The organism is Alteromonas sp. AWJ4_199 (assembly GCF_056159165.1).
Map to the genome: position 1 here is coordinate 66,620 of NZ_JBSWUR010000001.1, position 13,105 is coordinate 79,724.

The following is a 13,105-nucleotide window of genomic DNA, read 5'->3' on the forward strand; positions in this document are numbered from 1 at the left end:
TTCAATTATGTTTCATAAATGTAAATGAATACGTATGCATAGCGTTGCTCTCTTTTTATACAAACCAGTAGTATTTGGTGTTGAAGCATAAAACCAGTCCGCATAGATAATTACCCACTCGCCCTGCCAGAACCTTCTGAGTGAGCACTTATCTATGCGGATTGGTATAAAAGGCATTTTTGGGTGTGGTATTCCTAAAAATGTCGATAATAAACAAGGATGGGACACCAATGAAAACATTCAAACCCAGCACTATAATGGCGGCCTTGATCACTAGTGGGGTCGCGTTTAGTGCGCTGCCGCTCTATGCTCAAGAGTCACCAGACACACCCGTAGATGAAGTTGAACGACCGCAAGAAGATACCTTAGAGCGTATCGAAGTACGTGGTTTCAGTACCAGCTTAATTCAATCACTAAACCAAAAACGTTTCTCTGACACGGTTTCTGAGCAAATATCTGCAGATGACCTTGGCGGGCTTCCCGACGTATCTATGGCAGATGCTTTGACCCGCTTGCCAGGTATTTCCGCAGTGCGTACAGGCGGACAAGCAGCACAAATCAATATTCGCGGTTTATCAGGCGACTTTGTTTTTTCTACGTTAAACGGTAGGGAGCAGGTATCTACCAGCGGAAGTCGCGCTATTGAATTTGACCAATATCCGTCTGAGCTTATTAGCGAGGCAGCGGTTTATAAATCTCCCAAGGCGTCGCTTATTGAAGGCGGTATTGCGGGTACGGTAGAGCTAAAAACAGCATCACCACTTGCCATTGAAGAGCAGCATAAATTCAGCGCCAACATGCGTGGTATGTATAACGATAGAGCATCCGAAATAAGCGATGCCACTGAATACGGTCACAGGCTGAGCTTTTCCTATCAAGGTAAGTTTTTAGACGATACGTTAGGTGTATCTTTGGGGTATGCCCGTCTATTCCAACCCAGCGTTTCTACGCAATTTATTGGTTTGGCATATAACGGTCAGGTCGATGTAGATGGTTTAGAAGGAGATACCGATGGACCGGCAGATTGTCCAAACTGTGAGCTAATCTCAGAAGGTTTTGAGATGCAGCACAAGGGCGGTGAAGAAACGCGCGATGGTTACGTGGCAGCATTTGAATGGGCGCCTATCGATACGTTTACATTAAAAGCTGATGCCTTCATTTCAAAATTTGATTCTGAAGCATTTGCTCGGGGATTTCGCGTTAAGTTAGGCGGTATTAACGCAGGTATTACTAACCCGGTTGTAGTTAATAACAGCGTCGTTGGCGGTACTTTTTCTCGTACAGACAATAGCTTCACCCGGGTTGAACTGGTTAACGACGACAATCAAGATTTCGACAGTGTTACAAACTTAGGTGTTAATGCTAGCTGGGAGATATCTCCAGATTTATCGGTTCAGTTTGACGTATCTCGCTCAAGTGCTGAAAGTGACTTTAGAAACGGCTTGCTATGGTCGCTTGTAGGCGAAGATGCGACAGCTGCGAACCCAGTGTTTGATGAAAACGTTCAAATATCGTATTTGCTGAACGGGTTGAATCTGCCTGATATTGGCTTTAACCAAACTGATGCCTTTACCGATTTAGACCGGGTCATGGTGAGTAAGTACGGTATTTATCCGTTTGAAAATAAAGATGAGCTAGATGCATATCGTGTCGACTTCCAGTATTACGTAGACGTACCCATCATCTCTGGTTTTGAATTTGGCTATCGTTATTCAGACCGCGAGTACAACAACGATCGGTCTGTCTTTGAATACGGTAATGACAGTGCCTTTTCAGTTAGTGAACCACCGCTGAGGTTAACTTCAGACATGGTTGAACAAGTTGACTGGAGCGGTGACTTTGGATATTTCCCAAGCTATTTATCAGTCGATTTAAACAGCGCGCTCAATGCCTGGTTCCCAGAAGGTAGACCGCAGCCTGTTCAAACATGGGGGCCTGGAGCTGCGGGCGTTATTAATGGCCCAGGAACAGGCCCAGCGACAGCGTGGACACTACAGGAAAGTGGTGATGTATTTGAAACCGTAAACTCAGCTTACTTAATGGCAAACATCAATACCGAAATTGGCAGTATTCCTGTTACAGGTAATATTGGTGTTAGATACGTTAAAAGCAAACAAAGCTCAACTACACTGCAGCGTGCTACCCAGCTTATTCAAGACTTAGAAACGGGTACATCAGTTGAAGTAAGCGACCCAACCGCAGGCGCGCAAAATATTACAGATGACGTAGGGCTCATTAATAATTTTTACCGTCCAGCGTTAATCAGCCATGAGTATTCAGATGTGCTGCCCTCTATTAACCTGAACTTTAAACTTACTGATGATACTCAGCTTCGAGTAGCTGCAGCGAAAGTAATGGGGAGAGCGCCAATTAACCGTTTTGCGGCAAATGCGTCTACCACTATTGAAACAGTTACTGCGTTCCAAGACAGAGACTCAGGTGAAATCACGCTTTCAAACCCAACAGCGAGAGTCAGTGGTAATGCCCGTAATAGCCCTTACTTAGAGCCGTTTTACGCAACACAGTACGATGTGTCATGGGAATATTACTTCTCCGATACTGAGGGTGCTTTAGTTGTAGCGGGTTTCTACAAAGATATCGAGTCGTTTGTAGAAGACATTGAAATAGAGCCCTATGATTTTGAAGCAAACGGCATAGTCATTCCAGACAACGTAAGTGTTCCAGTCTACTTAACCCCAGAATTTACCGGGCAAGAAGCCGAACTAGCAAGGGATGAAAACGGCGAACCTATCTTTGTGACAGTGCCTACAGAAAATGGTAGCTATAGCACTGCGGTAAATAACGCAGAAGGTGGCTACATTAGAGGACTAGAAGTCGCCTACACGCAAATTTACAGCATGTTACCTGGGTTATGGTCAGGTTTAGGGGTTAGCGCAAGCTACTCTTATACGGAAAGTGAAATTCAGCGCACCCTCGGCGATGGCGTTTACGCCGCTAATTTACCAGGGCTTTCTGAAAATGTAGCAACATTAACCGTTTTCTGGGAATACGAAGGGTTTGAAACCCGCCTGTCTAGTCGCTATCGCGATGCCTTCGTATCTCAGCAAGTAGCGGTTAACGATCAGGTTGTTAACTTTGATGACGAACTGGTCATTGATTACCAAGCGTCTTATGAAATTAACGATAATTGGAGCGTTCTGTTCCAAGTAAACAATCTAACGGATGAGCCAACCAAAAGCTATTTCGCATCAGAAGAGCAAACCGGCACTATCCAGTACTTTGGCACCCAATATTACCTAGGGATGACATATCAACTATGAAAAACAACATCTTAGGTAATTTATTTGACGATGCACATAAACGTTCGGTTGCCAGAAATAGCAAATATATTCAGGAGAGTTTTATGTTTACTAAAAAGAAAGTAGTGCGCGCAGCGTTACTTTTAGTAGGCGCTTATACACTAACGGGTTGCGGCGGTTCTGGCGTAGAGTCAGGCACAAACGATTTGCTTACTTGTGAAGTGCCCAATGTACCTAATGCCGCAGGAACGGCCTGCGAGCCGCCGCCTCCTATTCAGTGTGACGCGCCGTTAGTCCCTAACGAAGCAAACGACGCGTGTGAAGCTGGGGCCGATCCGAGTCTACCTGCGCCTGTATTTACCCCGTCATCTAATCAAGCGGTACTATATTACAATCGCGCTGCGGTAGACGCGGATAATTCTAGTAACGACGCTGCTTATGAAGGATGGCGACTACATACTTGGAACAATGACGAATGTGATGCCTATGCTGACGCAGACACGGATTGGGCGAACGGTCGTATTCATAGCGGCATCGATCCTAACTATGGTGCGTACTGGATCTTAGACCTTAAAGACGATTACGGCAGCTGTCATAACTTTATCATACACAAAGGCACCGATGATGCTGGAAAAGAATTAGGGGGCGGTGACTTCCAAGGTTCATTAATACAAGACGACGAAACCTTTGTGCGTATGAACTTTACGCTTTCTGGTGAACCAACGATCTTTGAATTCCCGATCATGTCGCTTGGGCCACAGCCGGTTGATATAGAAGGCTTTGGTGCCCATTGGTTAGATGCAAACACCATTTTATGGGATGTTCCCGAAACTGTATCAGAAGTGAAACTTCACTATTCAGCTCAGGCTGATTTACAGAGCACCCTAGAAGAGGGTATTAATGGTACTGAAGTAGCGCTAATGACTACAACACTTACCGAAGAGCAGTCTGCTCGCGCACCGCATTTATCTTCGATGCAGGCGTGGGAAGGAGACTGGTCGGTTGAAGATGCGAAAACTGTACTGACGACACAAGCGGTCGTTGGAGGATATGATGCAGACGGTGCACTTGTAGCAGCAACCGGTATTCAATTGGCAAACGCAATTGATGCACTTTACACCATGGGTGAAGATGATGCCGACGAGGCACAACTTGGCGGGGTTTATACAGACCAAGGTATTACCGCTGCGCTGTGGGCGCCTACCGCTTCGAATGTCGACCTTTTGCTTTATAACGATGATAAAACGTTAAGTCAGCGTATAGATATGGTACGTGATGACGTGTCAGGCGTATGGCGCTATGAAAGCGATATGTCGCTAGACCGTCAGCTTTATCGCTATGAAGTTACGGTATATCACCCTATTACAGGTAACGTAGAAACGCTGCTTGTAACAGACCCATATTCTGTGTCGCTTAGCACAAACGGTCGTTTCTCACGCTTTGTAAATCTTGCCGATGAAGATTTAAAACCTGAGGGGTGGGATACTCACACCATTCCTACGGTTGAAAATTATGAAGATGCGGTTATTTACGAAGGTCACATACGTGATTTCAGCGTACGCGATATGTCTACTTCCGAAGAAAATCGTGGCAAATACCTTGCCTTTACTGAAGAGGGAACGGCACCGGTTGAGCATCTGAAAAAGTTAGTACAAGCAGGGCTAACCTATTTCCATATCCTTCCGACGAATGACATCGCAACTATTGATGAAGACCCAACTAACACTGTTGATTTGTACGATACCGTAGGAAAACTTTGTCGCTTAAATAGCAGTGCTGCGGTATGTGAAGAAGAAAGCTCGGACGCATTGTTGATTGACGTTTACAACGCTTACGACCCGTTATCACAAGCGGGTAAAGCTCAGCAGTTGACTAATGACTTACGCAATTTAGATACTTTCAACTGGGGGTACGACCCTCATCACTTTAATGCGCCTGAAGGTAGTTATGCATCAAGTGCTGAAGGTGTTGAACGTATTGTAGAAATGCGCGCCATGATCCAAGCGCTTCATGAAATGGGGCTTCGTGTTGCACTCGATGTGGTTTATAACCATACCAATGCATCTGGTGTTTTCAGTAAATCTGTTCTTGATAAAGCTGTACCAGGGTATTACCACCGTTATGAAGTGGACACTGGGGCGATTGTGCGCGAAACCTGCTGCGATGACACAGAGCCACGTAACGTCATGATGGAAAAATTCATGGAAGACTCATTACTTATGTGGGCTGAACACTATAAGTATGACTCGTTCCGTTTTGACATCATGAGCCAGGCAACCAAGGATACCATGGTACGCCTTCGTGATGCTGTTCAAGCTATTGATGAAGACAACTACTTCTATGGCGAGGGTTGGACCAAAATAGACCGCGGTTACGAGCAAGCCAGCCAGCTAAATATGGCCGGTACTGAGATTGGAACCTACAACGACCGAATTCGTGAAGCCATTCGTCAGGGCGCTATATTCAGACCCGAAGATGATGGGCTGTTAAGTGCGCAAGACCGTGTAAAAATGGGCATGATTGGTACGCTTAAAGACTATGTATTGGAAACTTCTTCGGGCAGTGCCGGTGCAACGAGTAACTTGGGCGGCTATGCAGAAGACCCGGCAGACATCATTAATTATGTGTCTAAACACGATAATGAAACCTTGTGGGACCAATTAAATTACACGCTTCCACAGGACATCACGCTAGAGCAGCGAGTTCGCGCACAAAACGTGGCAATGGGTATAAACCTAGTGTCTCAGGGTATTCCATTTCTACAGATGGGCGGCGATATGCTTCGCTCTAAATCAATGGACCGAAATACCTATGACTCGGGAGACTGGTTTAACTATGTAGACTTCACCTATGAGACTAACAACTGGAATGTAGGTTTACCGTTAGCACAAGATAATGAAGCCCGTTGGGAAGTAATGGGGGAGTTCATCTATAACCCGAATCGTGCAGCGTCTATGGAAGATATTATGTTTGCATCAGACGTATTCGCGGAGCTGCTAAACATTAGAATGACCAGTCCTTTATTTAGATTAACCTCGGCAGAAGAGATTATCGACCGTATTGGGTTTCACAATATCGGCGCACGCCAACAGCGTGGTCTTATCGCTATGAGTATCGACGATGGTGTATCAGCTAACAGCGAAGTACCTCGTCAAGACTTAGATATGATGAACGATGCGGTGATGGTACTCGTTAACACGGGTTACGAAGAGAAATCTATCACTGTAAATACAGCAACCGGCTTTTTACTTCACGCTACACAAATGAATTCGGTTGATGCCGCGGTACGTGGTGCTACTTTTGTTGAGGGTGAAGACGGTAACGGTACCTTTACTGTACCTGCACTTACTATTGCCGTGTTCGTTAAGCCACAGTCTGGTGCACAAGGCTACGGTCTATCAGCGTATGCAACATCTGGCGCACCTGACGTTGTGCCTTACGGAGACACTGTCGCTTACCTTCGTGGAGACATGAACGGTTGGTCGACGGATGACGCGTTTAATTATCAAGGTGATGGTATATATACAGTTACCGCTTCACTTGAAGGAGGTGTAACTTATGGGTTTAAGTTTGCCTCTGAAGATTGGAGTACCGTGAATTTTGGTGCTGCAGATGGTGAAGATGGATTAGTGATAGCAGGTGAAGAAAAAGTACTTACTCGGACTAATACTAACCTGTCGTTTACACCTGATATCAGTGCAACATACCTGTTTACCATCGATGCATCAGACAGTGAAGCGCCTATATTAATGGTTGAAAACGAAGAACCCTACGTTGGAACCCCTGTGTACCTTCGTGGTGCAATGAACGGGTGGGGTACAGACAATGAGTTCTCTTACCAAGGTGGTCGTATCTATACTTTTGCTCGAGATATTGAGCCTGGCACTTACGAGTTTAAAGTTGCGTCTGAAGACTGGAGCACAGTGAACTTTGGGGCTTTGTCTACCGACGATGCCGACCGTAACTTAGCGCCAGGTCAAACCCTTGGGTTGGCTGCGACTAACGATAACCTTGTTCTAAACATTGAAACTGCTGATCGCTATGTGTTTGTGTTCAACGTGACTGACTTAGATGCCCCTACCATTGGTGTATTTAAACAAGCGTTTTGGGGAGACACCCAAGTTTATATCCGCGGTGGTATGAACGGTTGGGGCGCAGTAGATATGTTTGAATATCAAGGAGAGGGTGTCTACGCCGCCGACATCGAGTTAAGTGCAGGTAGCATCGAATTTAAAGTTGCCTCTGAAGATTGGTCGACGGTGAACCTTGGTAATCCTAATGATGCAGCGAGTAATATCGTCATGCCAGGTGAGCCTAAAGCTTTAGGCGAAAGCAATAACAATTTGATGATTGAAATCGCTGAATCTGGTCTGTATGAGTTTAAGGTAGCCGGGCCCGATGGTAATGCACCCGTGTTGACTGTAACGATGAAATAAATTCTCATCAACGAGCCCGATTAACGTTTAGACGTTAATATTTAAAAAAACCGTGACTTTGTTCGCGGTTTTTTCTTCTTGGCATATCTCTTGATTCTCTTGTAGGATAGTTGTTACCGACAGTGGTCGTACCAGAAGGTTGTGAATGTATCTACAGGGAGAGAACAGATGAAAAGTGCATTAGTTGTTGAAGGCGGCGCTATGCGCGGAATATTTGCGGCTGGCGTACTAGATAAATTCATGGAGCAAGACTACTACCCCTTTGATTTTGCGCTAGGGGTGTCCGCTGGGGCGACAAATTTGTCGACTTACGTCTCTAAAATGCATGGTTTGAGCAAAACTATTATCACCGAATATGCAACGAAGCGAGAGTTCTTCAGTCCGCTTCGTTTCATAAAAGGGGGGCATATGACGGATGTCCATTGGTTATGGCATCATTCAAAACAATCAATGAATATTCCCGCTCCTGGCGAAAAGAGCAATATGCCTTTGTTCGTCGGGATTACGAATGCTGAATCAGGCGAGTGTGAATATGTACAAGCCAAGGAAGACAATGTAGATGAGCTGATGGTAGCATCTTGTGCGTTACCCACTGCATATCGAGATGAAATAACCATTAACGGCACGCGTTATTTAGATGGCGGAGTTGCAGATGCAATACCTGCAATTAGAGCTTATAACATGGGCGCAAGGGATATTACCGTAATACTTTCACAACCTCTTGGATTTACCAAACCTGAAGTAAAATCAACCTGGTTAATGCAGAAGATGTATGGAGACCAGCCCGCCATTCTAGAAAAGATGCTTCAGCGTGCAGCAATTTATAATGAAACCCTCGATTTTCTTAAGAACCCACCGAGCGACTGCACCATTAGGGTAATAGCGCCAGACGAAGCTTTCTGCGTTAAACGACTAACTATGGACAAGAAAAAGTTATTGAGAGGTTATGGACAGGGTAGGCGTATGGCCAGACGCCATCTTAAAAATCTTAACTCTAATGTTGATGGTTTAAGTTACCAGATAGCGTAATGAATCCGCAATAATTATACAGAAGTTCTGTATGATTTTAGCAACAGTTGTCGCTAAGAGCTTGGATATCATCCAAGCTTTTTTTTGTTTGTAAAGAAAGTCAATATTTACATAGGGTTATCGTGTTTCAAAATGGCAACACACCATCGGGCCTTTCGTTTGTACTTTATTTATTACCTCTACTGCTTATCAGTTTTTGGCCCCAATTAGACAATTGATCTGGCAATCTAGCTACTATCTCCCACAACAAAGTAAACGCGCCTAACCCCTAAACCTAATCATAAGTAACTGACTAAAAGCGTATTTACACTCTCTTTTTTGTTAAAAATGTAAACTCTGCACCGAACTTGCAAAATTTTCACACTATTGGTCTGCAATTTGCTGTAACCTGATCAAGATTAGTTATTTTCTTTAATACGTTAATTACAGACACGTGAAACGCTTGGGATAAAATAAAAAAGCGTGAAGTTGTGAAAGAAAAAAATAGCATTTAGAGCATTCAAATAGTGTGACGTATAGGATTTGGCAGAAGTATTAACGGACAACTGAGCACCTGTAACATCGCATCAGTCTCGATGAAGGTTCTGTAGGTTTGTGAATTTTTTCTAATACTTATGTCTAACTTTTATGGTTACGCGTAGCAGCTTCCTAAAAGTCGTGGCAGTATCAAACTGGAATAATAAGAAGCTAGTAAAACGTGCAAATAGTAAATCAAAAAATTTCCATCGGGCTAGTTAACCCAAAAAATCCTGTTAACGTCGCGTCTATTTTACGTGCTGCGGGGTGCTACGGTGTAGCAAGTGTATTTTATACGGGGCAGCGCTATCGATTTGCAAAAGACTTTAACGCAGATACAAAAGCGTTTCATAAGGTTATCCCGACAGTTGGCGTTGACAATTTACGGGATGTTGCTCCAAAAGGGGCGTCCATAGTTGCGGTTGAACTTGTTGAAGGTGCTGAGCCTTTACCAAGGTTCGAACATCCTGAAAATGCTTTTTATATTTTAGGGCCGGAAGATGGAAGCGTAGGCGAAGATGTTTTGGCATGGTGCGATCACGTCGTCTATGTACCTACTTATTCGTGTATGAATTTGGCGGCCACGGCCAATGTTTTACTGTATGACCGTTTATCAAAGTCTGAGTACGTAAGTGGCGATGCACTTATCAGACGGAGCCGAGATACGAATAATAAGACAAAAATAAGATAGCGATTTAATTATTAACTCAGAAAAATAAACCAAAGGCTACTGTTGCTAACAGGAAGTTACCCATAAGCCAAACAATAAACTAAAATTAGGGGACTTTTGCGTTGAAGACAACAACAATGAGCGCTGCTCGTGCGCTAAATAGTGCTGTAACGAACAAGTTAAATAAGTTACCTCGACAACTGCTTAAAGTATTTCCACGTCGCTCGTCACTTGAAGAGAGTATATCCAGCTTTTTCTTCAGTCGTTATGAACTTGTTATAGCTAACGAAGAAACTGAGAAACAAGTAAGCTATAAAACGCGTCACAAAGTGTATTGCGAGGAGATGGAGTTCGAGCAAAAAAACGCTGCTGCTATTGAAAAAGATAAGTACGATGATCGCGCAATCAATTGTTATATCAAACACCGCCCGACAGGTGAATGCGCGGGTACAATTCGATTGGTGTTGCCAACAGAAGCTGGATTATCGTTACCTTTAGAGGAAAAATGCGCTGAAGCGTTTGAAGATTGCGCTCTGCTACCCTCTAATTGCGACCCATTAAGCGTGTGTGAGATATCAAGATTGGCAATCCCAAGAGAGTTCAGAGTTCGCCAAATGCGTTCTAAAATTTTGCCATTGGAAAAGCTTGAAAAAATAAAGCAAAAGAAAAGTACGCCATTTAACGTTGAGCACTTTCCTTACCTGTCTATTGCGCTGTATTTAATGGCAACCAGCATTTGCCAACATCTAAATGTTAAGCACGCATACGTTTTGATGGAGCCAAAGTTAGCACGAAGAATGAAAGCATTTGGCATTAATTTTAATTCGGTAGGCGACGCAGTAGAGTTTAACGGTAAGCGTGTGCCTTACAGGCTATCGCCACAAGTATTATTAGAGGACTTAGCCAAGCCTCTTAAAAGTTTTCACAGAAAGATTCATAATGAGCTTGATAGTGCGTTAAATGCTATTGAAACTCTTCCAGCACACACTGCTCGTCCGACGCAGAAACCTTTGCGAGTGGCGCAAGCTGCTTAAATTTTAATATCGCGATATTTATTAGCCGTCCTCTTGGATGGCTTTTTCATTTCTGAATACGTATGCATGTTTTTTAACATACATTTAACGCGTATCCTGTTGGCATCACTTACATTTTTATCACGAATACTATGCTTAATCACAAGTCGACTTTTTCTCTTAAGCCTTTATCTGTTGCTATGCTTTCATTGGGTTTAATGGCGTGTACTGGTCCATCTCCCTCAGCAAGTAATCAAACACCTGAAGGTGAAGGAAGTAGGCCTTCAGCATCAAATCAACAAGGTGATATGTCAACGCATTCTGAAAACAGTGAAAGGCAAGGGAAACCTGTGGTCTACCAAGTGTTTACTCGACTATTTGGAAACACTAATTCTAGCAACCAGCCTTGGGGTACGGTTGAGCAAAATGGCGTAGGCAAATTCAGCGACTTTACCCCTAAAGCCCTTGAAGCCATTAAAGCTTTAGGCACCAGTCACATTTGGTATACCGGTGTGCCACATCATGCGGTAATCAATGACTATACTGACTTCGGTATATCAAATGACGATCCAGATGTGGTGAAAGGCCGCGCTGGTTCACCATACGCCGTTAAAGATTACTATAATGTTAACCCCGACCTAGCTGACAATCCACAAAAGCGCTTGGAAGAATTCGAAGCCCTAATTGAAAGAACTCATGCTGAGGGTATGAAAGTTATCATCGACATTGTTCCCAATCACGTAGCCCGTGATTATCATTCGCTTTCTGCGCCAGAAGGTACAGCCGATTTTGGCGCAAACGATGATACGTCTGTAGAGTATGCTCGCGATAACAACTTTTATTATGTTGTGAATGAAGCATTTCAAGTGCCCTCTGCTGACAACTACCAGCCGCTAGGCGGCGAACCCCATCCATTGTCAGACGGTAAGTTTAATGAGTTTCCTGCAAAGTGGACAGGTAATGGCGCTAGAGCAGCGCAGCCAGATATTAACGACTGGTATGAAACGGTAAAGGTGAACTATGGCGTGAAGCCAGACGGCACTTATGATTTTCCCTTGCTACCTGACGAGTACAGTCAAAAATCTATCGAAGAACACGCCGCGTTTTGGCAAGGAAAAGCTCTTCCTGACTCGTGGTACAAATTCAGAGACATTGCTCACTATTGGATTGATAAAGGTGTTGATGGATTTCGTTTTGACATGGCTGAAATGGTGCCAGTAGAGTTTTGGTCTTTTCTTAACAGCAGCATAAAGCAAAAAGCACCTGATGCATTCTTGCTGGCAGAGGTATACCAGCCAGACAAATATCGCGATTACCTGCATAAAGGCAAGATGGACTATCTATACGACAAGGTAGGGTTTTACGATACGTTAAAAGCAATTATGCAAGGAAAGGGAAAAGTTACTGATCTAGTCGCTGTCCATAAAGAAGTTAGCGATATCGCACCGCATATGCTGCACTTTTTAGAGAACCATGACGAGCAGCGTATCGCTAGCCCCGACTTTGCTGGTAGCGCTGAAAAAGGCAAGCCAGCGCTTGCGGTAAGTGCGCTTATAAGCAGTTCTCCAACGCTGCTTTATTTTGGCCAAGATGTGGGCGAAGACGGTAGCGAAGAGACAGGTTTTGGCGACCCAACGCGCACGTCTATTTTCGATTACGTTGGCGTTCCTGCTCATCAGCGGTTTATGAATGATGGAAAATTTGATGGTGGTCAATCCACAAGGGAAGAAAAAAAACTGCATAAGTTTTACGAACGCGTGATGTCTATCGCCGCTACTAATCCGGCCAGTATTGGTAATTACCAAAGTCTCCATTCGCTCAATCTTGGCGTCGAAAATTCAGCGTATTCAGAGCAGCAATTTACATTTGCTCGCGTACAAGACGAGCATGGTTTTGTCGTTATCGCAAACTTTAGTGATGCACCAGTAGGGGAAATAGAATTTACAGTACCTGCGAGTGTATTAGGTGCAAATAACAAAACGATTAGCCTTGAGCCACTTCTTTCTCATGGCGGCATTAGCTTAGAAAAAGATGATGTGAACTACAGAGCCTCGTTATCACTTGATGGGCTAGAGACGAAGGTATTTGCGTTCTAGTTGGAGTGTAAAGCTATCAACGAAATCGAATACTAGAGATTTTATTTAAACGAGAGACCATGTGTATTGGCATGGTATCTCGTGA

The 13,105-nt window shown here is 44.1% G+C and carries 6 protein-coding genes; all 6 read left to right on the top strand.

Features of this window, described 5'->3' with window-relative positions; genetic code table 11:
* The first annotated feature begins 230 nt into the window (after window positions 1–230).
* Entirely contained in the window at window positions 231–3,281 is a 3,051-nt protein-coding gene (locus ACXAER_RS00320) for a TonB-dependent receptor (RefSeq protein WP_474825501.1), read from the top strand.
* Between the two features lie 83 nt (window positions 3,282–3,364).
* Window positions 3,365–7,696 (top strand): alpha-1,6-glucosidase domain-containing protein, encoded by a 4,332-nt coding sequence (locus ACXAER_RS00325; protein WP_474830469.1) that lies wholly within the window; start codon window positions 3,365–3,367, stop codon window positions 7,694–7,696.
* Window positions 7,697–7,864: 168 nt separating this feature from the next.
* Complete coding sequence (locus ACXAER_RS00330) at window positions 7,865–8,725, top strand: patatin-like phospholipase family protein (protein WP_474825503.1); 861 nt, start codon at window positions 7,865–7,867, stop codon at window positions 8,723–8,725.
* 697 nt (window positions 8,726–9,422) lie between these two features.
* The gene (locus ACXAER_RS00335) at window positions 9,423–9,932 is read left to right on the top strand and encodes an RNA methyltransferase (protein WP_474825505.1); all 510 of its coding nucleotides are present in this window, start codon (window positions 9,423–9,425) and stop codon (window positions 9,930–9,932) included.
* 116 nt (window positions 9,933–10,048) lie between these two features.
* Complete coding sequence (locus ACXAER_RS00340; RefSeq protein WP_474825507.1) at window positions 10,049–10,945, top strand: PEP-CTERM/exosortase system-associated acyltransferase; 897 nt, start codon at window positions 10,049–10,051, stop codon at window positions 10,943–10,945.
* A gap of 131 nt (window positions 10,946–11,076) precedes the next feature.
* Window positions 11,077–13,020, top strand: coding sequence for an alpha-amylase family protein (locus ACXAER_RS00345; protein WP_474825509.1), 1,944 nt, complete (start codon window positions 11,077–11,079; stop codon window positions 13,018–13,020).
* Window positions 13,021–13,105 lie beyond the last annotated feature (85 nt).

Bases quoted from the DNA above. Each gene is read 5' to 3' on its own strand.
- ACXAER_RS00320 (WP_474825501.1), top strand. From the start codon at position 231: ATGAAAACATTCAAACCCAGCACTATAATGGCGGCCTTGATCACTAGT.
- ACXAER_RS00325 (WP_474830469.1), top strand. From the start codon at position 3,365: ATGTTTACTAAAAAGAAAGTAGTGCGCGCAGCGTTACTTTTAGTAGGC.
- ACXAER_RS00330 (WP_474825503.1), top strand. From the start codon at position 7,865: ATGAAAAGTGCATTAGTTGTTGAAGGCGGCGCTATGCGCGGAATATTT.
- ACXAER_RS00340 (WP_474825507.1), top strand. From the start codon at position 10,049: ATGAGCGCTGCTCGTGCGCTAAATAGTGCTGTAACGAACAAGTTAAAT.
- ACXAER_RS00345 (WP_474825509.1), top strand. From the start codon at position 11,077: ATGCTTAATCACAAGTCGACTTTTTCTCTTAAGCCTTTATCTGTTGCT.